This is a genomic window from Acetoanaerobium pronyense, assembly GCF_017874355.1.
Classification (GTDB): domain Bacteria; phylum Bacillota; class Clostridia; order Peptostreptococcales; family Filifactoraceae; genus Acetoanaerobium; species Acetoanaerobium pronyense.
In genome coordinates this window covers 25,910-48,481 of record NZ_JAGGLI010000022.1, presented here as the reverse complement: position 1 = coordinate 48,481, position 22,572 = coordinate 25,910, and the positions used below count along the sequence as shown (strand labels likewise).

Here is a 22,572-nt window from a genome sequence, read left to right as displayed (position 1 = left end):
TGGCATTAATTTGCTGCCTTTTTTTTATATTTTTTTAAGAATTAAAAAAAGCGACAAAGTCGCTTTTTAGAAAGGGGCTATTTCCCGACAGCCCCCTCGTCCCTGCTTCCCGTCCGTCTCCGAAGGAAAACGCCCCATAGTAATGGTTGCTTTTATATAAAACCTATAGAGATAAACTTAGGAGTATGATAAATATGGAAAAAGGTTATATTCAAGTATACACAGGAAATGGCAAAGGTAAAACAACTGCAGCATTAGGACTCTGTTTGAGGGCGATTTGCGCTGGCAAGAAAGTATTTTTTGGACAATTTTTAAAGGGTCAGCATTATAGCGAACTGGATGCTGTAAAGTATCTCCCAAATTTTCATATAGAACAATTTGGTGGTGTTTGCTTTGTAAACGAGAATCCCAAAGAAGAAGATATAAAGGATGCTCAAAGAGGGCTTCAAAGAATGAAGGAAGCACTAGTTTCAAAAGATTATGATATAGTAGTTTTTGATGAGATTAATATAGCTCTATATTTTAAGCTTATCTCAGTTGATGAAGTGTTAGAGGTTTTGAGTTTGAAAGAAGATAAGACAGAAGTCATATTGACGGGAAGATATGCACCTGATGAGATAATACAAATAGCTGATTTAGTCACTGAAATGAAAGAAATTAAGCACTATTATAATAATGGAGTGAGTGCTAGGGTAGGTATAGAAAACTAAACAAATATATGAAAACATAAAAATGTAAAAGTTTATGTTTTCATATATAAATAAAGTGTTTGATATTAAAAAAAGTGGGACGATAGATACGTCCCCGTGGCTACCCAAAAAAGTGGGACGATAGATACGTCCCCGTGGCTAGTGGCTAGTGTCCCCGTGGCTAGTGGCTAGTGGCTAGAGGTCGGAGAGTTCTATTAGTTCATTTATTTCTTTTTCAGATAGTGAAAGTCTTTTTCCTAGCTCTATTGCTAGGTTTTGGATTTTTATTCTTTGGTCCGAATCTTCAGGATCTAAATTGTTTAGCTGATATTTTAAGGAATCTATAAAAGTCAGATAGGTTTTGTCTTTATTGATTTTTTTGTTTTCGTACATCATATCCTCGGCCTTGTTGAATACTGATTGAAGGCTCTCATCTTTATGCATTTGAGTAGCGGCTCCCAAGGCTATAGATGGAGCTATAGGGTATTTGTCTGCATTTAGACATGCCTGTTTTATATTTTCGCAAAGTGCTAGAGCATCTTCGTACGAGGTTTGTGGCATCAAGATTACAAACTCATCTCCCCCAATTCTTGCAATAATTTCTTTTTCCCTGCACTCATCTTTTAAAATACGAGCAATTTTTTTTATAAGAATATCACCTTTTTCATGTCCGAAGGTATCATTTACAATTTTTAATCCGTTTAAGTCGGCAATTATAATTGTAAAAGGAAGGACTGGGTTTAAAGAGTAATATTCTATCTGTTCATTATAGTAGGCTCTATTGTAGAGCTTAGTTAAATCGTCGTGATAAGACTTAAAATAAAGCTCTTCTTTAGATTTTTCAAGTTCTGCGGTTTTTTCTCTAACCTTCTTTTTTAGTGTGATATTCCACAAGAAAATTATTATAAAAAGAAATATAAAGAAATCTATAATAGCAATAAGAATAGGTAAAAAGTAAGGATTGTCATAAAATTTATTTTGATAAAGGGGAACCCATTTAGATTTAATGGCATTTTTTTCTGAGTCAGTAATTTGGGCAAGGCCTTTGTTGAAAATATCATTTAAGATAGGCCAGTCATTTCTAGTAGCTATAGATAAGTTTGAGTCATATGTTGTCTCTGAATTTACCATAAGGTTGGTAATATTATCCGAATCTATAGAAAGAGATGCGCTGATAAGCTGTACTATCATTGCATCAGCTTCACCAAAGGAAACCTTTCTAAGTCCTTCTTTGGCATTTGCTACTGTTTGGTAGTTTAGGTCTGGATAATTTAGTTTTAGTTCATCAAGGACAGAAAACCCTTCTATTGCCACTATGCTCATACTTGAATTGTTTAGCTTTTCAAAAGTTAGTTTTTCTGAGAAGTTTTTGCGGGTGATTATTACATTGGGATTGAATATATAGGGAACTGTAAAGTTAAAGTATTCAAGACTCTGCTCAGTTTTAGAAGCAGCAGTGATGCCCGAAACTTTTTTATTTTTTGCATCTTCAAGAAGCTCAGGCCAAGCATCGTATCTCACCATTTTAATTTTGAAGCCAAGCTTTTCTTCAAGTAGCCTAAAATAATCAGCTGTCATACCCACATACTCTCCATCTTTTAAAAATTCTATTGGGGGATAATCTGTGGTATATCCGATTTTTATTTGACCTTCATGTTCATTTAGCCAGCTTATCTCTTCATCTGTTAGAAATATCTCTGTATCGCTGGAAAAGGTGCAACCTGATAAAGGGAGCAATAATAGTAGTATGAATATAAGTGAAATTGAAATTTTTGATTTAATAGGGGTTAGGTTTATGGTAAGACCTCCTCTTTATAAAATAGAGCATAAATTTATAGGGGTTTGATAAAAAAATGTTATAAATATTTTAACATATATTAACTGCTTTACGTAAAATAAATTAAGTTAAAAGAAAAATAGAGATATAAATTTAATTTTATACATATAAGAATTGGGTATATTTTTTATATTGTAAAGGCATTAGTAGACAAGTATAAAAACATACTAAAAAAATTTAGAGAGTAAAGTCAGAACATATTATAAAAAATTATCCAGGAGGCATTTATGAAAGCGCTTATTATACTCAATCCTTCATCTGGCAAGGAAAAGGCTAAGGGCTATGAAGAGAAGCTAGTTGAGGTATTAAAACCAAGATATGATGAAATAAATATCAAATATACTAAGAAGAAAAACGATGCTAAAAACTTTGCATATGAGGCTGCAAATGAAGACTATGACCTTGTAATTTCCTTAGGAGGAGATGGAACAGTAAATGAGACTGTAAACGGTATTGCTCCAAATAAAAAAAGACCTGCACTTGGAATAATTCCTATGGGAACTGTAAACGATCTTGCAAGAGCACTTGATATACCACTTGACCCAGAGGAAGCAATTGATATGCTTAAGGATTCTAAAGAAAAAGAAATAGATATTGGAATGGTAAATGAAAGATATTTTACAAATGTAGTATCTGTAGGAAACATAGCAAAGGCAGTTCATGAGGTAGAAAGCGAAGAGAAATCAAAGCTTGGTCCATTGGCTTATTTTATTGCAGGGACAAAGGAAGTGATAAATAGTGAAGACTTTTTAGTGAAGTTAAAGTACGAAAATAAACTATCTGAGCTTAAAATCTCTCTTCTTGCTATAGGATTAAGTGGAGCACTTGCAGGGTTTGGAGATTTTTTAAAAGAAGCTAAACCAGATGATGGAAAGCTTCACGTCCTTGCTATAAAATCTCTTGATATAGGGAATGCTCTAAAAATACTTCCATCTGCAGTCACTGGAAAGATAACTGAGTCTGAAAATGTGATTTATTTTACTACAGATAATATTAATGTGAGACTTGTAGAGCATGAAGAAAAGGAAAGTGATATTGATGGAGAAAAAGGGCCCAATCTTCCACTTGATATCAAGGTTCTTCCAAAACATTTAAAAGTTATGATAAAAAACTCATAAAAATTGGTTGAATATTTAAAATCAAAATGATATACTAAAAAAAGTACAATGGCGTGCTGAAAATAACGAAGCATCGAAGCTTGTAGTTACCTATTTAACCATAGGGGAAACTGCGGGCTTTTTTTGTTGTAGGAGGCGTCATAATGGAAAACGAAAAGCAAAGAGTAGTACAGGAATATGTTCCAGGCAAACAGGTCACCCTTGCCCACCTTATTGCAAATCCAAGGAGGGATGTATGCAAAAAGCTTGGACTTTCAGAAGATCAGACAGGAGCTATTGGAATACTGACTATCACTCCAAGTGAAGGAGCGATTATAGCAGGGGATGTGGCGACTAAGGCATCTGATGTAAGGATTGGATTTTTGGATCGATTTAGCGGCTCACTGGTTCTTGTAGGAGATGTGGGAAGTGTTGAAGAAGCACTTCAATCGGTGCTCAATATGCTCACCAATGTAATGAAATTCACTCCAACTGGAATAACGAGGTCATAATGAAAGATATAATATTTGTAGGAAAACAGGGTGCTGGAAAGACCACATTGATTCAAAAACTAATTAATGAAAAGCTTGAATATAAAAAGACTCAAGCAGTTGAGTATTATCCAAATATCATAGATACTCCTGGGGAATATCTAGAAAATCCCAGATACTATAATGCTATAATAACCTTGTCATTTGATGCTAATCTCGTAGCTCTTGTCCACGACAGTACATCATCTGAAAACTTTTTCCCACCAGGATTTGGAGCTATGTTCAACAAAAAAGTGGTGGGAATAATAACTAAAATAGACCATAAAGATTCTGACGTAAAACGCTCTGAGGACTGGCTAAAAAATGCAGGAGCGACTCACATATATATGGTAAGCTCTTATACCAATGAGGGTATAGAGCAGATTTCGAGGCTGTTTTCAAAACAGATTTGATTAATTCGGAGGTTTGATATGAGTAAGAGGATAGTCATCGCTGACGATGAACCGATTACAAGAATGGATGTAGCAGAGATGCTTATTGAGGCTGGCTACGATGTAGTGGGCAAAGCTTCTGACGGATTTGATGCTGTAGAGATGTGCAAAAAAACTAAACCTGATTTAGTTATTCTTGATGTTAAAATGCCACTTCTTGATGGCCTGATGGCTGCAAAGATTATTTCTGAAGAAGAGCTGGCAGGAGCAATTGTACTACTCACTGCATATAGCGGTAAGGAATTTATTGAAAAGGCAAAAAGCGTAGGTGTTTTATCTTATCTTGTAAAGCCAGTTACTAAACAAGCCCTTTTACCAGCTGTAGAAATAGCAATCCACAAAGGGAAAGAAATACTAGATATTAAAAAAGCCCATCAAAAGACAAATGATAGGCTAGAATCTAGAATTGTTGTGGATCGTGCCAAGAGCATACTAATGAGCGACTCTCAGATGAGTGAAGAAGAGGCTTATAATTACATACGTAAGATGAGCATGGACAAAAGATGCACAATGAAGGATATTGCAAGCATTATTCTTATGAGCAAAGAAGGCGTGAAATGAGTATAAAAAAGTTATGTAAAACTTATACAAATCTAAATGATAAAGATATAAAAAAACTTGAAAAAGTTGCTTCTCAAATTCAAATTATGGCAAACCTTACCCGTTCAGATATATTTATAGATGTACTTAGCAGGGAAAGTGGAGTAGCTGTTGTAGTTGCAGAGGCAAGGCCATTTTATGGTCCATCCCACTATAAAGAAAGGGTGGTAGGCAAGTTTGCCCATAGACACAATGAGCCAGCAGCCATAAGGACACTTGAGTTAGGAATGCCAACAAGAGATTTGAGGGCAATCACCCAAGAGGAACAAATGGTAAGGCAAAATGTAGTACCTATATTTAATGACGAAAAATCTGTAATTGGCTGCCTTATAATGGAAAGCGACGTGTATAAATCAGAGCAGGAGCATGCCAAGATTAAAATGCTCACAGAGACAGCGGAAAAACTATCAGAAACTCTAATGGGCACACTTCAGGAAGAGATTTTACTTCAGCCCTATCTAAACGATGGTATTGTAATATTTGACAAAAACGGAATTTCCCAGAAGATAAATCCTGTGGCCTCTCAAATGTACAGAAGCTTAGGATACCTGGATGAGCTTGTGGGTATTCCATTTGAAAATCTAGCCCTTGATGGAAACAGGTTTGAAGATGTGAGTCAATCTGTAAATTCAAAAATGTCAGAGGTAAGTATTGGAGAGATGACGGTTAAGGTAAAGTACGCAACTCTATCCTTTGATGACGCATCTTTATCGGGGCTAATGATGGTAATCAAAGATATTACAGACCAAAAGGCCATAGAAAAAGAGCTTATAACAAAGTCTATGGCTATGAGGGAGATTCACCATAGAGTTAAAAACAACCTTCAGACAATAGCAAGTCTTCTTAGGCTTCAGTCAAGAAGAATTAATTCTTCTGAGGCAAAAAAGGCTTTTGATGAAAGTATTAATAGAGTTATAAGTATTGCTGTAACCCATGAAATACTTGCCCAAAATGGGGTAGATGAGGTTGATATTAGAACCATACTTGAAAGAGTAATGTGCAATGCGGTAAGTATTGCATATGAGGATTGCAATATTAATTTGAAAATCACAGGAGGAACATTTGAGATAAGCTCTGACCTTGCTACCTCAATAGCCCTTGTAGTAAATGAGCTCGTACAAAATAGCATGCAGTATGCTTTTGTAGGAAGAAAAGAAGGTCAGATTGAAATAAATATAGAAAAAGGAATAATGTATTCAAGCATCGTCGTAAAGGATGACGGAGTTGGATTTGATATAAAAGAGACTAGACTTGGTAGTCTTGGAATGAGCATTGTAAAAAGCATTGTAGAGGACAAACTCAAGGGAAGATTTTCCCTTGAATCATCACCAAAGGGAACAAAAGCAATGTTTGATTTTAGAATGAAAAAAGAATAATAAAGATATACGATGAAGTATATCTCATTTTTAACAAAGACGTTAAAAAACTCTTGATTAAAGGAGAGTTTTTTGACGTCTTTTTTTGGGGAAAGGAGCAGCAGCTGTGCCTCAAACATTAACTAGTGTTGGGATAGACATAGGAACAAGCACCACCCAGCTTGTATTTTCAAAGATTACTGTAGAAAATACGGCATCTGCATGGACAGTTCCGACCGTAAAGATAATAGGAAAAGAAGTAGTATTTAGAAGCGATATACATTTCACCCCTCTTCTTACTCCTGTAGTAATAGATGCAGAAGGACTTAAAAGGATAGTGGAAAAGGAATACAGAAATGGAAATATGACTCCAGAGGATGTAGATACAGGAGCCATAATAATCACAGGGGAGACTGCAAGAAAAGAAAATGCTAAGGAAGTACTAAAGATGCTTAGCGGCTTTGCAGGAGACTTTGTGGTAGCTACTGCAGGGCCTGATTTAGAGGGAATACTTGCAGGTAAAGGCTCTGGAGCCTTTGAATACTCAAAAGAGCATAGCGCAACTGTAATGAATTTTGATATTGGAGGAGGAACCACCAACGTTGCAGTATTTCAAAATGGCAAGCTTATGGATACAGCCTGCTTTGATATTGGTGGAAGACTTATTAAGTTAAGAGGGGATGGGGAGGTATACTACCTATCAGAAAAGGCAAAGGCTCTAATTAATAGATTAGATATTGATATAGAAATAGGGAAAAAAGCATCGATTTCATCCCTAGAAGTATTTTGCTCTGCTATGGCAGAGACAATTATTGAAATTGCAAACACGGGGTCACAGGATAGTATATACAAGCTTTTGATTACTGACCATGATTTTAGAATGACCCATAAAATAGATGCAGCATTTTTATCAGGTGGAGTTGCAGACTGCGTGGCAAATGATGAAGAGGATTTTCTCAGATATGGAGATATTGGAATCCTTCTTGGAAGAGCTATTAAAAAGGCTTTTGAAAAGACGAGTCATACTTTGAAATATGGTGAAGAGACAATAAGGGCCACAGTAGTTGGGGCAGGAAATCACACTACTGATATAAGCGGCAGCACCATCCACTATGATTTGAATCAGCTTCCAATTAAAAATATCCCGATAGTTCACCTTACAGCAGATGAGGAAGGGCTAAATGAAGAGCAAAGACAAAATGCTCTATCTGACAGGCTAGGATGGCTTGTAGAGCAGTCTGACACCCCTTTAGTGGCACTAGGGCTTAGGGGAAAAAGAGGATATGGCTTTGAAGCCATTGAAAGACTAGCTAAGGATATAGCCATAGGTATGAAGAGGATGACCGATCAAAATCTGCCTTTGATTGTAATCATCGAAAGTGATTTTGGTAAATCATTGGGGCTTTGCCTTAGAAGTATTCTTCCAAAGGACAAGCCTGTGATTTGTATAGATTCTGTCAGCGTAGACAATGGAGACTACATTGATATAGGTGTTCCAATTGCTGGAGGACAGGTCGTGCCAGTGGTGATAAAGACCTTGCTTTTCGGCTACTAAATAAAGTAATGGGAGGAAAAAGTATGAGACTTAAAACGTCACTGTTTGGACAAACTTATGTGTTCAGCAGCGTAAAAGAAGTGCTTGCAAAAGCAAATGAAGAAAAGTCAGGAGATAAGCTCGCTGGAGTTGCAGCAGAAACTGTAACGGAGCGTATTGCTGCAAAGGAAATACTAAGCAATCTCACACTTGAGGACATCTTCAATAACCCATCTGTTCCTTATGATGAAGATGAGGTTACTAAGCTGATTTATGATGACCTCAATATGACTATTTACAATGAAATCAAGGACTGGACAGTATCTGAGCTTAGAGAGTGGATACTTGATGAAAACACAGACAACGAAATGATAAAGAGAGTATCAAGGGGTCTGACGTCCGAGATGATAGCTGCAGTTACAAAAATAATGAGCAATCTTGACCTTGTTCTTGGAGGTCAAAAGATTATAGTTACTGCTCACTGTAATACTACTATAGGAGAGAGTGGAACGCTTGCATTTAGACTTCAGCCAAACCACACTACTGACAACCTAGATGGAATAATGGTTTCCTTAATGGAAGGATTTTCATATGGAGCAGGGGATGCGGTTCTTGGGCTAAATCCTGTAATAGATACAGTGGAAAGCGTTGGAAATGTACTTAAAATGTTTGATGAATTCAAGCGCAAATGGGAAATTCCTACTCAGACCTGCGTACTTGCTCATGTTACTACTCAGATGGAAGCTATCAAAAAAGGTGCTCCAACTGACCTTATGTTCCAGTCAATAGCAGGTTCACAAAAGGGAAATGAGGCATTTGGATTTACTTTAGATACATTAAGAGAAGCTCAAGAGCTTATGGAAAGATATAGTACAGCTACTGGTCCTAACTATTTTTATTTTGAAACTGGTCAAGGCTCAGAGCTTTCCAGTGATGCTCATCATGGTGCAGACCAGGTGACTATGGAAGCAAGATGCTACGGCCTTGCTAGACATTTCAAACCATTTTTAGTTAATACAGTTGTTGGATTCATTGGTCCAGAATACCTTTATGACAGCAAACAGGTTACTAGAGCTGGACTTGAAGACCATTTTATGGGCAAGCTTCATGGACTTCCAATGGGAGTTGATGCATGCTACACAAACCATATGAAGGCTGACCAAAATGATATAGAAAACCTTGCAGTACTTCTTGCTATGGCAGGATGCAACTACTTTATGGCGATACCAGCTGGAGATGATATCATGCTCAACTACCAGTGTACTGGATATCATGAAGCTCATTCACTAAGATCTGTAAGTGGAAAAAGACCTATTAAAGAGTTTGAAAAGTGGATGGAAAAAATGGGATTAATAAAAGATGGCAAATTAACTGAGCGTGCTGGTGACGCATCAATCTTTATGAAATAGAGAGGAGGTGGCTTAGATGAATGAAATGCAACTAAAATCAATAATAGAAGAGGTATTAAAAGAGCTTAATGGAAGCGAAGAAACAAAGGTGGATGACAAAAATCTTCAAAGGATAACTAGCCAAATCCTTCATAGTGAATCATCAGATGAATCATATGATGGAAAAAGCGTGACTGATTATGAAATGGAAGATTTTTTTGAAGTCCCAAATGCTGAGAACCCAGATGCATACAAAAACTACAAAAAATCTACACCTGCAAGAGTTGGAATATGGAGAGCAGGACCAAGATACAAGACAGATACTTATTTAAGATTTAGAGCCGACCATGCGGTAGCTCAAGATGCTGTATTTACAGATGTTCCTGATGAATTTGTAGAGTCAAAGGGCTGGCCAAAGCTTCAGACCCTAATTAATGACAAGGACGAATATCTTACAAGACCTGACCTTGGAAGAATACTTGATGATGAATCTGTGGCAAAGCTCAAAACTCTAAACTCAAAAGCTCCAAGAGTTCAGGTATATGTAGCTGATGGACTTTCTTCAACTGCTATAGAGACAAACGCATATGATGCTCTAAAGGCTATCGAGATGGGACTAAAAAATCACAACATAGATATGGGAACTCCGTTTTTTGTAAAATATGGTCGTGTGCCTTCCATGGACCACGTTTCAGAAATTACAGGAGCTGAGGTTACAGCAGTACTTATTGGTGAAAGACCAGGACTTGCAACTGGAGAATCCATGAGCTGCTATATGATTTACAAGGGAAAAGTAGGTACCCCAGAGTCTGCAAGAACGGTAATCAGTAATATCCACAAAAACGGTACTCCAGCAGTTGAAGCAGGGGCACATATTGCGGATATACTTAAGAAAATCCTTGATGAAAAGAAAAGTGGAGTAGATTTAAAACTATAGGAGGCAGCTAATGAGATACGATCCGATTAAAGTCAATGTATTAAGTGTCAAGGTAATCCCAAATGTAGATGAAGGGATGAGAAAACACCTTGGAATAGATGAAGACCATCGTGCAATAGGTATGATTACCACAGATTGTGACGATGTGGGCTACACTGCCCTTGATGAAGCAACAAAAAAGGCTGAAGTTAAGGTTGCTTATGCAAAGTCCTTTTATGGAGGAGCTGTAAATGCAAATACAAAACTAGCTGGAGAATTTATTGGAATAATCTCTGGACCAAGTCCAGCAGAGGTAAAAAGTGGTCTAAACGCCGCAATTGACTTTATAGAAAATGACGCTTGCTTTTATAGTGCAAACGATGATGACTCCATAGCTTACTATGCACACTGCGTTTCAAGAACTGGTTCATATCTTTCGGATATAGCTGGAGTTCCTGAAGGGGAAGCTATTGCATATCTTATAGCACCTCCTATTGAAGCTATGTATGCACTTGATGCAGCACTTAAAGCCGCAGATGTAGAGTTAGTTGCTTTTTATGGCCCGCCATCTGAGACAAACTTTGGGGGAGGACTTTTAACTGGCTCTCAGTCTGCTTGTAAAGCAGCTTGTGATGCTTTTGCAGATGCAGTAATTCAGGTTGCAGACAATCCAGTTAAGTATTAGGTGCCTTTATGGGAAAATCTATTGGGATTATAGAAACCTATGGAGCAGTTGGTTGCTATGTTGCAGCGGATACAGCCTTGAAGGCGGCATCTGTAAATATGATTAGCAAGGAACTTGTATCTGCAGGACTAGTAACCATTACCCTTGAGGGAGATGTAGGCTCTGTTTATGCAGCAGTTGAAGCGGCGGTTGAGGCGGTAAAACGCCTTCAAATAGCAGTCACAGGACATGTCATTCCAAGGCTTTCTGATGAAGTAATGGAGATGATAGAGCCAAAAAAAAATGATAGTAAACTAGCTAATCTTAACGATGAACCAATAAAAACCGAATCAAAATCTCCTGAGTTTAATGTTAATGAGACTGTAAGATTTGAAGATAAGGACTACTTTGTTTTCAAAAAAGGCGGTATAGATAGGCTTAAGGTAGTTCAGTTAAGAAGGCTTGCAAGAGAGCTTCAGATTGATAGCATGGACAGAGGAAAAATAAAGTTTGCAAACAAAAGTGAACTCTTAAGTGCTATTAGGAAGTCGAAAGGAGGAAAATAATTTGACTTTAGACAAAGACTTAGCATCGGTGCAGGAGGTTAGAAATCTTGTAGAGAGTGCAAAAAATGCTCAAAAGGATTATGGGGTTTTATCCCAAAGTCAAATTGACAATGTAGTAGAGCAAGTATACCTTGCAACTTTTTCAAATGCAGAAGGTCTAGCAAAGCTTGCAAATGAAGAGACTGGATTTGGGAAATGGGAAGACAAGATGGCAAAAAATGTCCTTGCAAGCAAGTCTCTTTGGGAATCTATGAAGGATATAAAAACTGTTGGATTTATAGAAGAGGATACAGTAAAAAAAGTTGTAAAAATAGGTGTTCCTATGGGAGTTGTTGCGGGTCTAATACCATCTACGAATCCTACATCAACTGTAATATACAAGACTTTAATAGCACTAAAGGCTGGAAACAGTATAGTATTTAGCCCTCATCCTTCAGCTTTAAAGTGCATCATGGCAACAGTAAATGTAATCAAGGGTGCTCTTGCAAAAGCAGGAGTTTCAAGGGATTTAGTTGGTTGCATCAGTATGCCAACTATGGAAGCCACAGATGCTCTTATGAAGCATAGAGATGTAAGTATGATACTTGCAACAGGTGGTTCAGCTATGGTAAAGGCAGCTTATAGCTCAGGGACTCCAGCTCTTGGAGTAGGACCTGGAAATGTGCCAGCATTTATAGAAAAAACAGCAGATGTAGAAGATGCAATAGAAAAGATATTTAGATCAAAAGGATTTGACTATGGGACAGTATGCGCATCTGAGCAGGCTATTGTAGTAGAAAAATCCATAGAAGACAAGGTTAGGGCTGAAATAGTGAAAAGGGGAGGCTTTTTCTTAAGGGGAGAAGCTCTTGAAAAGGTTAAACGTATAATGGAAAAGCCAAATGGAGGTATGAATCCAGACATAGTTGGAAGAACTGCAAAATATATAGCAGAGCTTGCAAATATTGAAATCCCAGCAGGAACCACCCTTCTTTTAAGTGATGAAAAAGGGGTGGGAAGAAGCTTTCCGTTTTCAAAGGAAAAACTAACACAGCTTATGGCTTTTTATACAGTGGAAGACTGGAAAGAGGCATGCGAATTATGCCACAAGCTCCTTCAAAATGGTGGACTTGGACATACCCTTGCTATTCACTCAAATGATGAGAGCATCATAAAGAAGTTTGCTCTTGAAAAGCCTGTATCCAGATTTTTAGTAAATACACCTTCGACTCATGGAGCTGTAGGACTGAGCACAGGACTTGCACCATCATTTACCCTAGGGTGCGGAACTGTAGGAGGAAGTGCTACAAGTGACAACGTGACTCCGCTTCATCTTATCAATATAAGATGGATGGCATATGGGCTAGAAGAAAAAAAGGAAGATAAACCAGTTTGTTCATTAGAGTCAGATGATTCTATTGATATTGATAAAATATGTGAACTTGTTGTAAATCAATTAAAAAATCTAAATTTAAACTAAAACTTAGGAGGAATTAATTATGGCAACTTTAAACGCATTAGGAATGATCGAAACAAAAGGACTAGTAGGAGCAATCGAGGCAGCAGACGCAATGGTAAAGGCAGCAAATGTACAGCTTATAGGTAAAGAGCAAATAGGCGGAGGATTAGTTACAGTTATGGTAAGAGGAGATGTAGGAGCTGTAAAGGCTGCTACTGATGCTGGAGCTGCAGCTGCTGAGAGAGTTGGAGAACTTATTTCAGTTCATGTAATCCCAAGACCACACAACGAAGTAGAGGTTATCCTACCAAAGAGCAATAAAGCAGAATAAGACTAATATAAGCTATAAAATATCGATTTGAACATAAAGACTCCTTAGGGGTAAGTGACTTATAAATGGAAACTATTTAGGAAGCGCTGCAAAAGCAGCGCTTCACAACTAAACTAAGAGAAAGGCGTCATGCTATGAGTGTAATTACCGAGGCGTCATTAAGAGAACATTTCAAAAAAAGACCAGATGAAATACCTGAAATCTCGGCAAAGGATGTAATCACCCCCTCTGCTAGGCAGTATCTTAGAGATAAAGGCATAGAGCTTGACAAAATACTAAAAACATCTAATTCAAGTGAAATCAAAAGACCTCACGAATCTAAAAGGCAAAGAGATAAGGATATTAGATTTCAAGGTATAGAAAATGAAAAATCATCTGAATACAAGGTTGTTGAAAATGAATATAAACCATTTGAAGCTCTAGAGGGATCTTTTAAACCTAAATTTGTATCCAACTATGATGGAGGTTTTTACGAAGTAAAGCCTGAATATATGACCCATCTAAAAGGAAACAGACTTGTATTTAAAGATGATAAAAGAATAGTTTTCAGAGGGAAGATAGACAGTCTTCAAAGCCTTATACTTGAGATTCAGTATCTACTTAAAGATACAAAATATAGTGGGCTGCTTTCAGATATAGATGAACTTTTAAATATCTCAAGAAATCTTCTTAGAGCCGAAGTCCTTGATGAACCATATCAAATATCCACTTTGTTTGGACTGGATGATATGAACCTAAGAGCTCACTCTCATAGTCCAGATAAGCATTATGGGGTAAAACATTTTCTACCAAGTGCTGATATGGGATATGAGATAGTGCTTTTAAATAAGCTAAGAACCAATATAAGAGAGCTAGAGCTTGTAGCTATGGAGACTTTCAGACAGGGCTCAACTATAGTTAGAGAAGATTTGATAAGAGCTTTAAATAGGATGAGTAGTGGGACATATATATTAATGTGTAGAATTCGAGGAAATTATTATGGATAAAAATTTAATTGAATCTATTGTGTCAAAAGTAATAGACGAGATAAAAGCTTTAAAAAAGCATATTCGTGTGGAAGCTTCAGGAAGACATGTCCATCTGAGTAAAGAGGATGCCATAAAATTATTTGGGACAGAAACCCTTACTCCTCTTAAAGAACTTTCACAACCAGGTCAGTATCTTTGTAAAGAAAAGGTTAGAATAATTGGCCCTAAGGGCGATTTTAAAGAGGTAGCTGTACTTGGACCAGTAAGAGATATGACTCAAGTAGAGGTATCTATGACAGATGCTAGAGCCCTTGGTATAAAACCTGTTGTTAGAGACTCTGGGGATATAAAAAATTGTCCTACACTTTGGATTCAAGGAAAATACGGTATGATTGAAGCAAAATCATCTGTTATTGTGGCAAGGCGTCATATTCATATGACTCCTGATGATGCAAAAGCCTTTAATCTAAAAGACAAGGATGAAGTATCCGTAAGGGTTTATGGAGAAAGAAAGATAATATTTGAAGATGTACTTGTAAGGGTAAATCCAAGGTTTTCATTAAGTATGCATATAGACTATGATGAGGCAAATGCAGTTGGACTTTCTAAGGATGCATACGGAGAAATATTGGAAAAACAAGCTAAATAGATTAAAAACTAAAGGAGGAGAGCGTGAATCTAGATATCGATGGGATAGTAAAAGAAGTACTCTTTAGGATAGGACATTTAAATAAAGCCCATTTGATAAGTGGGATTGATTATCCTGAAGATGACCTCAAAGACTTTGGTTATACTATATCAATTGAAAAAATCCAGGACCTTCAAAGGGATATGATACTTTGGTTACCTGCTCTTAGCAGCTCACAAATGATGAGCATTGCAGCAGGAATCCCAGTTGATGAGCTTAGCAATTGGTGTCTTTATGCTCTTTTAAAAGGAGTGAAGGTCCATGTCAAAAAAGAGAGACTGGAATTTAAAGAAGATTTGTTTGAGTATTCACCACTTCTAAAAAAACATATAGAAGCTCTTGAGCTTCTCAAAAGCAGCGGACTAACAATAGTTAATGAAAATAAAACTCCAAATTCCCTAAAATACTACGACAAAAAAATCCTTGGAGAAAAAGAGGTACTAAACTGGTCAAGGGAAGCTGTCAAAGAAGTTGTTTTAGGACAAAATACTATACTCACACCACTGGGAGAAGATGCATTAAGGTCAATGCAGATAAAGTGGCGTAAGGAGTGATGTAATGATAATTGGAAAAGTGATTGGCAATGTATGGGCAACTAGAAAAGAAGAATCTTTAAACGGTCTAAAGCTCCTTGTTATAAAACCAGTTGATTACAGCTCTATAGATTCAGACCATGGAGTTCCATCTAGTGACTTTGTAAAGTCAAGACATGAGATTGTGGCAGCTGATTCAGTGGGAGCAGGTATAGGTGACCTTGTACTTGTAGTTTCTGGAAGTTCGGCAAGAAGAGGTCTTCATAAGACAGAGACTGCTGTAGATGCTACTGTAGTTGGCATTATTGATGAAGTCGAAATTTCACAGTAAGAAGGCGAAAGAGGAGGTAATATGACATTTTTAGAAACCATTAAAGCCTCTGGCGTAGTTGGGGCAGGCGGGGCAGGTTTTCCTACCCATGTAAAGCTAAATGCCAAAGCCGATATTTTAATAATAAATGCAATAGAATGTGAGCCCCTTTTGGAAACCGACAAATATCTAATTCGTAATTTTCCAGAAGATTTAGTCAAAGGAACTGAGAAAATAGGCAGTGAAATATCTGCAAAGAGAAAAGTTATTGCTCTAAAGTCAAAGAACAAAAAAGAGATAGCTAAGGTAAGAGAGGCTATACAAAATCTTAACTTAGATATAGAAGTGAAGGAAGTAGGAAATTTTTATCCAGCTGGTGATGAACAGATGCTGGTTAGAGAAGTTGCAGGAGTTACAATACTTCCTACTCAAATACCTCTTTCTAAGGGAATAGTTGTCACAAATGTTGCAACTGTACTTGATGTGATGAGTGAAATGCCAGTGACTCACAGAGTAATTACAGTGACTGGAGAAGTAAATAGCCCAACCTTGATAAAGGTTCCTGTAGGAACAAGTATTAAGGAATGTCTAGAGCTTGCTGGTGGACCTAAAATACATGGCTTTAAAGTGATTTTAGGGGGACCTATGATGGGGAAACCATGCAATGAAGAGGATATATCAACAACATATGTGACCAAGACTCTTGGAGGGATTATAGTACTTCCAGAGGATCATGCAATTATAAATAGACATAATCTATCAATAAAGCACATACTATCTAGGGCGGCAAGTGCTTGTATTCAGTGCCGTATGTGTACTGATCTTTGTCCTAGATATCTAAACGGACATCCACTTTATCCTCATCTTGTAATGAGGGCAGCGGCATTTTCAGATACTAAGGGAGAATCCTGCAAATCAGCAATGCTTTGTTGTGAATGTGGTATATGCGAGATGTATGCTTGTCCTATGGGATTATCCCCTAAGACAATAAACCAGTATGTAAAAACTGAGTTTTTAAAGGAAAATGTAAGGTGGGAAAACAAAGAAGGACTTGAATATGAAGTAAGTGATATGAGGGAATACAGAAAAGTTCCTACAGAGAGATTGATTCGAAGACTTGACCTTTCAAAATATGTGAAGCATTCATTTGATGATGTAATAGAGTATGAACCTTCTAGAGCTATAATATCACTGAAGCAGCATATTGGAGCTCCTGCGACTCCTATTGTAGATGAAGGGGAATATGTAGTTAAGGGACAGCTTATAGCATCTATTGGAGAAAGTCTTGGAGCAAATGTTCATAGCAGCATAGATGGTCTGGTTTCTGTTAAAGAAGGATATATTATAGTAGAAAAAAGGTGATGGAGGAGTTATGATTCGAACATTAGGACTTATTGAACTAAACAGCATAGCAAGAGGATATGAGGTAGCAGATGCCATGCTAAAATCAGCTAATGTAGAGCTAGTAAAGGCTCACTCCATTTGTCCTGGGAAATTTATTGCTATGGTAAGTGGAGATGTAGGAGCTGTAAATGCTTCTGTTGAAGCAGGGCTTGAAATTGGAAAAGAATTTGTAGTAGATGAATTAATCCTTCCAAATCTTCATCCTGGAATCATTCCTGCTATTACAGGGACGGGAGAGATAGGGTATGGAGATTCTCTAGGGGTTTTAGAGTTTTTCGCTGTAGCAAGCGGAATAGTAGCTGCTGATAAAGCGGCTAAGGCAGCAGATGTAGAGCTTATAGAGATTAGACTTGGGTTTGCAGTTGGTGGAAAGTCGTTTTTGACTCTAACTGGAGATGTTAGTGCTGTAAATGCGGCTATAGAGGCTGGAGCAGATGCAGCCATGGAATCAGGTCTTCTTGTCAATAAGGCAGTGATACCAAGGCCTCATCAAGGTATTATGGATTCTCTGGGATAGAAAGGAGTGAGTACTATCGGAAAGATACTTGTAACGATTAAAAATATTAATGAGTTTTTAGTGCCTGGTAGTCAAAACTTTGTTCTTAAAAAAGACATGATGTTAACACCTGGGGCGAAGGATTATCTTCGCAACAACAGCTATACTATTTGTTTTAAAGAAAATGTAAGTGAAAATATAAAAGAAAAAGAAGAATCTTTGGACTGCAAGGTTAGAAGGATTTTGGAAGATAGCTTTAATATAAAAGACAAGGACAAAATTGAAAAAATAACTAAAGCAGTAATCCAAAAATTAAAAAAATAATTATATTAATCTATTATTTAAAATAACATATCTATTAGTTTAATATAACTAAAAACTGGGAGGGTACTTATGAGTATTAATGATATTATCCTGTATATCATGGTTGGATTTATGATTTTAGGAGCTATAGATAGAATCATAGGAAACAAATTTGGACTTGGAGAAAAGTTTGAAGAGGGGATACTTGCAATGGGAGCACTTGCAGTTGCAATGATAGGGGTTATTTCTCTGGCACCTGTGCTAGCGAAGTGGCTGTCTCCAATAGTAGTACCTATATATACTGCACTTGGAGCAGACCCTGCAATGTTTGCAACTACTTTACTTGCAAACGATATGGGTGGTTATCCACTTGCTATGAATCTTGCGCTTACTCCTGAAGCTGGTCAGTTTGCAGGAATTATACTTGGAGCTATGATGGGACCTACAATAGTATTTACTATACCTGTAGCTCTAGGAATAATTGGAAAAGAAGACCATAAGGCATTAGCAAAGGGTATACTTGCGGGACTTATTACTATTCCTATTGGGTGCCTTGCTGGAGGTATTGCAGCAGGATTTGACCTTGGGATGGTACTTTCAAACCTTGTTCCAATCATAATAGTATCACTTCTTTTAGCAGTAGGACTTGCATTAATTCCAGACAAGATGATAAATGGATTCGTGGTATTTGGTAAAGGGGTAGTAATCGTAATCACAATAGGACTTGCTGCGATTATTATTGAGACATTAACAGGAATAGTAATAATACCTGGAATGGACCCTATATCTGAAGGTTTTGAGGTAGTAGGACATATAGCAATAGTACTTGCTGGTGCTTTCCCTATGGTTCATGTAATTACAAAGGTACTAAGCAAGCCTCTTATGAAAATGGGTAAGGTTTTAGGAATGAATGATGCAGCAGCTGCAGGAATGGTAGCTACACTTGCAAATAATATTCCTATGTTTGGTCTTATGAAGGATATGGATGAAAGAGGAAAGGTTATCAATGTAGCTTTTGCAGTAAGTGCTTCATTCATCCTTGGTGACCACCTTGGCTATACGGCAGGAGTAGAAAGAGAACTGATATTCCCAATGATAGTAGGAAAATTTGTTGGGGGAGTTACTGCAGTTTTCGTAGCTATGGTTTTCCTAAAGATTACTGAGAAAAACAAGGGCAAAGAAGTAATGCAGAAAGGGGCTTAATATGCAAATCATAAATTCTCAGCTTATTGAAGAGATAGTAAAAAAAGTAATAGCAGAGCAAATGGGAAGTGAACTTAAAGACTCAAATCGCCATATTGACCCAAGCGGGATTATGAGTGTAAAAGCAAGAAATATAAAGGCTGAGCCATTCGATACAGGTAAAGAGGGAGACAAGGTAGGTCTTACAGATTTATTTTCACTTAATGAAAGTCCAAGAATCGGAGCAGGTGTTATGGAGCTTGACAACACTACTTTTGAGTGGACTCTAAACTACGATGAAATAGATTATATTATAGAGGGAACTCTTGAAATATTAATTGATGGAAGAAAGGTAGTTGGAAAAGCAGGAGATGTAATCTTGATACCTAAAGGATCAAAGATTCAGTTTTCTACACCTGATTTTACTAGATTCCTTTACGTAGTTTATCCTGCAAACTGGGCAGAGCAAGCGTAGACAGGAGGCAAATATGCATACTTTTGGACTTAAAACTCAGATATTATCTGGAGAAGGCTCCCTTGAATATATCGAAACTCTAAATGTAAATAGTGTATGCATCGTCACTGACATGACAATGATTAAGATAGGGGCTTTGGCAAGAATTGCAAAGGTATTAGATAAGGCGTCCATCAAATATCGAATATTTGACAGCGTAGAGGCTGACCCCAGTCTTGATACTGTAAGAAAAGGACTTAATCATATAATAGAAAACAAACCCGATGCTTTGATTGCAGTTGGGGGAGGTTCTGTAATAGATGCTGCAAAGGCAATAATGTTCTTTTGCATCAAAACAAAGGAAGAGCTTGTTCATAAATCGGAGATTCACAAGCCTCTTTTCATAGCGATTCCAACTACGAGTGGCACAGGCTCAGAGGTGACTTCTTTTTCTGTAATTACTGACTACAGTGCTAGCACAAAGATTCCTTTGACTGATCCTTTAATGCTCCCTGATATTGCTATTTTGGATGCAGGATTCACCCTTAGCGTTCCTCCATTTGTAACTGCAGATACGGGAATGGATGTGATAACCCATGCTCTCGAGGCCTATGTTTCAAACAGCGCAGGCTCATTTTCTGATGTATATGCAGAAAAGGCTCTTGATTTAGCCTTAAAAAACCTTATCACAGCCTATGAAAAAGGAAGTGATGTAAAAGCTAGACAAAACATGCATGATGCTTCTTGCATGGCTGGAATAGCTTTTACAAATGCAGGTCTTGGAATCAATCATAGCTTGGCCCATGCAATTGGGGGTAGGTTTAAAATAAGTCATGGACGTGCAAATGCAATTTTAATGCCACATATTATCTCTTTCAACTCAGGACTCTTAGACAAAACTACAGAGATTTATGGTGAAAAATACGACCAGATTGCAAAAAAACTAGGTCTTAATTTAGCTACAAGGGAAGAAAGGATTATAGCCTTTATTGAGCTTATTAAAAAGTTAAATGAGATCATGGGGATTCAGTCCTCCTTTAGAGCATATGGAATCAATGAAAATGATTTTATAAAAGTCATTTCAGAAATGGCAAACTCTGCTTTAGGAGATATCTGTACAGATTCTAATCCTAAGAAGGCAACAAAGTTTGACCTTGAAAAACTTTTAAAGCTTGCTTTTCAATAAAAATTAATTAAATGATACTAAAAAAGAACTAGAAGGGTACATTTTGTACCATTTTAGTTCTTTTTTTAAATACATAAAGAGGTAGTCAAGATTTATCTCACTCTAGATATTTTCAAATAGTGTAGGGGTTCATCTCTTACAGCTATATTTTCTCTTCAGCTAGTAATTTTTCCTTTTGTCTTTTCTCCTCTTTTTCAAAATCCTCTCCTAGCTTATCTAGGGTTTCTTGGGAAAATTGCTTGTGGGCTTCTTCTGATATTTCGTTTTCTTCTTCTTCAAGATGATGCTCTACAATTTCTTTCATAACTCCGAATTTTACAATCCATGTTTCGTCATCAACTGAAAGAGTCTTGAGCTGATCTAACAAATCATCAACAACATGATGCTCTTCGACAATTTCAAGACCCATTTTTCTAGTTTCCTTCTTTTCCTTGAGTTTAGGGACTAAAACCTCTTCTTCGGCTTCGTGGTGAGCAGTTAAATTAATATAAAGCTTATGAAAAAGGTCAGTTCTTGTTTTTATTGCTCTGTCTGTAGTTTCGTTAATTTTTTCTAGTATTTTTCTAAAGTCCTCATGCTCGCTTTTGATTTCCTTAAAGATATCCATATAATCCCCCTCTTTATTTAATTACATACTTTATAATTATTTCCACATATCCTATGTTTAAAACATAATGTTTAAACACCTTTTGGATTTTAGAAATAGAAACTATTGAATTAGAGAGTAAAGGTGAATGAATATAAAATTATATCTAAAATAAAATTTTATATTTAAATCAACTTATTTAATTTAAAATAAAAAAAATGGGTAAAAAATAAAGATAGGAATTTTTTTGGTATGAATTATTTTAGGGGGAGTTTATATGGCAACTAAACATCAATTCGATAAAAGTCCAGAATCCAGAGCGAAAACAAATGAATCCTCAGCGATAAGCAAAAAAAAATTCTATTTACAAAAAGACAATTTTTTAATAAAAATACCTAAAAAAGTACTAAATAAAATATATAGAACCAGTTTTTTGTATCGGATAGATGTGAAAGAGCAGGAGTTTAATCCCCAAGATTTTTCTTTTTTGCCTTTAGACATGAAGCTCCTTAATAAGATGGCTAGTGACTATAAGGAAGAAGTTTCCAAAGAGAAATATGCAGTCTTAAAAGATAGGATAGATCCTAGTTTTCCTGACAAAACCTTTGTGCTTTTAGATGGCAAAAAAAATATTCATGGATTTTGCTCTATGTGTTTTGGAGATCATAATGAAGATTTTCTAAAAATATTCATACCAGCTAGTGATGAGAGGGTATATTTCTTTGATGGGTATATATTTGCAGACAAAAGAGGCTCTGGGTCACTCCTTTATATGCTCAAGTTTTGTCTAAACATAGCCAAGGATAGAGGCTATAGATATGCTACCTGTATGGTACTGAAGGAAAATAAAGCTTCTGAAACAAATGTATTGAGGGCGGGTTTCCAAAGAAGTGGTCAGGTAAGACATTATATTCTAGGAAAAAAAATCATATCAAAAGTATACGAGTGGGATGATAATAAAATAAAAAGAGTAAACGAAAAAATAAGTAGAAATCTAAATAGCAAAGTTAAATCTATGTAGAAAAAATTCACCTACTATTTCATAAAATCATCCATATGAAATTA

General features: G+C 36.7%; 26 protein-coding genes. 24 read left to right on the top strand and 2 right to left on the bottom strand.

Annotated elements, in window-relative coordinates:
* Positions 1–146: 146 nt before the first annotated feature.
* Positions 147–710 (top strand): cob(I)yrinic acid a,c-diamide adenosyltransferase, encoded by a 564-nt coding sequence (gene cobO / locus J2Z35_RS09860; protein WP_281063635.1) that lies wholly within the window; start codon positions 147–149, stop codon positions 708–710.
* A 174-nt stretch (positions 711–884) separates the two neighbouring features.
* Here cobO and J2Z35_RS09855 read toward each other — a convergent pair whose 3' ends face one another.
* Positions 885–2,426: a transporter substrate-binding domain-containing diguanylate cyclase gene (locus J2Z35_RS09855; protein WP_209661232.1), complete on the bottom strand. Its 1,542-nt coding sequence runs from the start codon at positions 2,424–2,426 to the stop codon at positions 885–887.
* Between the two features lie 327 nt (positions 2,427–2,753).
* On the opposite strand from J2Z35_RS09855, the gene J2Z35_RS09850 reads away from it, so the two are divergent.
* The 22 genes from J2Z35_RS09850 to J2Z35_RS09745 all read left to right on the top strand — a co-directional run bounded on the left by J2Z35_RS09850 (position 2,754) and on the right by J2Z35_RS09745 (position 20,921).
* Positions 2,754–3,644 carry a diacylglycerol/lipid kinase family protein gene (locus tag J2Z35_RS09850; RefSeq protein ID WP_209661231.1) on the top strand — a complete coding sequence of 297 codons (891 nt, stop codon included), beginning with the start codon at positions 2,754–2,756 and terminating at the stop codon, positions 3,642–3,644.
* Between the two features lie 140 nt (positions 3,645–3,784).
* On the top strand, positions 3,785–4,135 hold the full coding sequence (gene eutS / locus J2Z35_RS09845; RefSeq protein WP_456298337.1) for an ethanolamine utilization microcompartment protein EutS: 351 nt from the start codon (positions 3,785–3,787) through the stop codon (positions 4,133–4,135).
* On the top strand, positions 4,135–4,566 hold the full coding sequence (locus tag J2Z35_RS09840; RefSeq protein WP_209661229.1) for a EutP/PduV family microcompartment system protein: 432 nt from the start codon (positions 4,135–4,137) through the stop codon (positions 4,564–4,566). The genes eutS and J2Z35_RS09840 overlap by 1 nt, the downstream gene beginning before the upstream one ends.
* An 18-nt stretch (positions 4,567–4,584) precedes the next feature.
* Positions 4,585–5,166, top strand: a complete 582-nt coding sequence (locus tag J2Z35_RS09835; RefSeq protein WP_209661228.1) for an ANTAR domain-containing response regulator — start codon at positions 4,585–4,587, stop codon at positions 5,164–5,166.
* Positions 5,163–6,581 (top strand): sensor histidine kinase, encoded by a 1,419-nt coding sequence (locus tag J2Z35_RS09830; RefSeq protein WP_209661227.1) that lies wholly within the window; start codon positions 5,163–5,165, stop codon positions 6,579–6,581. The genes J2Z35_RS09835 and J2Z35_RS09830 overlap by 4 nt, the downstream gene beginning before the upstream one ends.
* An 85-nt stretch (positions 6,582–6,666) precedes the next feature.
* Positions 6,667–8,115: an ethanolamine ammonia-lyase reactivating factor EutA gene (gene eutA, locus J2Z35_RS09825; protein WP_245330838.1), complete on the top strand. Its 1,449-nt coding sequence runs from the start codon at positions 6,667–6,669 to the stop codon at positions 8,113–8,115.
* Positions 8,116–8,138: 23 nt separating this feature from the next.
* Positions 8,139–9,503, top strand: coding sequence for an ethanolamine ammonia-lyase subunit EutB (locus J2Z35_RS09820; protein ID WP_209661226.1), 1,365 nt, complete (start codon positions 8,139–8,141; stop codon positions 9,501–9,503).
* 16 nt (positions 9,504–9,519) lie between these two features.
* A complete protein-coding gene (eutC, locus tag J2Z35_RS09815) occupies positions 9,520–10,419 on the top strand; it encodes an ethanolamine ammonia-lyase subunit EutC (protein WP_209661225.1) in 900 nt (299 codons plus the stop codon).
* A 10-nt stretch (positions 10,420–10,429) separates the two neighbouring features.
* A complete protein-coding gene (gene eutL / locus J2Z35_RS09810) occupies positions 10,430–11,083 on the top strand; it encodes an ethanolamine utilization microcompartment protein EutL (protein ID WP_209661224.1) in 654 nt (217 codons plus the stop codon).
* A gap of 8 nt (positions 11,084–11,091) precedes the next feature.
* Positions 11,092–11,628, top strand: a complete 537-nt coding sequence (locus tag J2Z35_RS09805; RefSeq protein WP_209661223.1) for a BMC domain-containing protein — start codon at positions 11,092–11,094, stop codon at positions 11,626–11,628.
* 1 nt (position 11,629) lies between these two features.
* Complete coding sequence (locus J2Z35_RS09800; protein ID WP_209661222.1) at positions 11,630–13,087, top strand: acetaldehyde dehydrogenase (acetylating); 1,458 nt, start codon at positions 11,630–11,632, stop codon at positions 13,085–13,087.
* A gap of 19 nt (positions 13,088–13,106) precedes the next feature.
* Positions 13,107–13,397: an ethanolamine utilization microcompartment protein EutM gene (gene eutM / locus J2Z35_RS09795; protein ID WP_209661221.1), complete on the top strand. Its 291-nt coding sequence runs from the start codon at positions 13,107–13,109 to the stop codon at positions 13,395–13,397.
* A gap of 134 nt (positions 13,398–13,531) precedes the next feature.
* A complete protein-coding gene (locus tag J2Z35_RS09790; protein WP_209661220.1) occupies positions 13,532–14,383 on the top strand; it encodes a cobalamin adenosyltransferase in 852 nt (283 codons plus the stop codon).
* The gene (gene pduL / locus J2Z35_RS09785; RefSeq protein WP_209661219.1) at positions 14,376–15,014 is read left to right on the top strand and encodes a phosphate propanoyltransferase; all 639 of its coding nucleotides are present in this window, start codon (positions 14,376–14,378) and stop codon (positions 15,012–15,014) included. Before J2Z35_RS09790 ends, pduL begins: the two co-directional genes overlap by 8 nt.
* Before the next feature lie 23 nt (positions 15,015–15,037).
* A complete protein-coding gene (locus J2Z35_RS09780; protein WP_209661218.1) occupies positions 15,038–15,607 on the top strand; it encodes a hypothetical protein in 570 nt (189 codons plus the stop codon).
* 4 nt (positions 15,608–15,611) lie between these two features.
* Positions 15,612–15,917, top strand: a complete 306-nt coding sequence (locus J2Z35_RS09775) for a EutN/CcmL family microcompartment protein (protein ID WP_209661217.1) — start codon at positions 15,612–15,614, stop codon at positions 15,915–15,917.
* A gap of 21 nt (positions 15,918–15,938) precedes the next feature.
* Positions 15,939–17,258: a 4Fe-4S dicluster domain-containing protein gene (locus tag J2Z35_RS09770; RefSeq protein WP_209661216.1), complete on the top strand. Its 1,320-nt coding sequence runs from the start codon at positions 15,939–15,941 to the stop codon at positions 17,256–17,258.
* A gap of 10 nt (positions 17,259–17,268) precedes the next feature.
* Positions 17,269–17,817, top strand: a complete 549-nt coding sequence (locus J2Z35_RS09765) for a BMC domain-containing protein (RefSeq protein WP_209661215.1) — start codon at positions 17,269–17,271, stop codon at positions 17,815–17,817.
* A gap of 6 nt (positions 17,818–17,823) precedes the next feature.
* A complete protein-coding gene (locus tag J2Z35_RS09760) occupies positions 17,824–18,120 on the top strand; it encodes a hypothetical protein (RefSeq protein ID WP_209661214.1) in 297 nt (98 codons plus the stop codon).
* Positions 18,121–18,189: 69 nt separating this feature from the next.
* Positions 18,190–19,302, top strand: a complete 1,113-nt coding sequence (gene eutH, locus J2Z35_RS09755; protein ID WP_209661213.1) for an ethanolamine utilization protein EutH — start codon at positions 18,190–18,192, stop codon at positions 19,300–19,302.
* A gap of 1 nt (position 19,303) precedes the next feature.
* A complete protein-coding gene (locus J2Z35_RS09750) occupies positions 19,304–19,756 on the top strand; it encodes a cupin domain-containing protein (protein ID WP_209661212.1) in 453 nt (150 codons plus the stop codon).
* 13 nt (positions 19,757–19,769) lie between these two features.
* Positions 19,770–20,921: a 1-propanol dehydrogenase PduQ gene (locus J2Z35_RS09745; RefSeq protein ID WP_209661211.1), complete on the top strand. Its 1,152-nt coding sequence runs from the start codon at positions 19,770–19,772 to the stop codon at positions 20,919–20,921.
* Between the two features lie 142 nt (positions 20,922–21,063).
* On the opposite strand, the gene J2Z35_RS09740 is transcribed toward J2Z35_RS09745, so the two are convergent.
* Positions 21,064–21,528, bottom strand: a complete 465-nt coding sequence (locus J2Z35_RS09740; protein ID WP_209661210.1) for a hemerythrin domain-containing protein — start codon at positions 21,526–21,528, stop codon at positions 21,064–21,066.
* A 256-nt stretch (positions 21,529–21,784) separates the two neighbouring features.
* Here J2Z35_RS09740 and J2Z35_RS09735 point away from each other — a divergent pair, with 256 nt between their 5' ends.
* On the top strand, positions 21,785–22,528 hold the full coding sequence (locus tag J2Z35_RS09735) for an N-acetyltransferase (protein WP_209661209.1): 744 nt from the start codon (positions 21,785–21,787) through the stop codon (positions 22,526–22,528).
* Positions 22,529–22,572 lie beyond the last annotated feature (44 nt).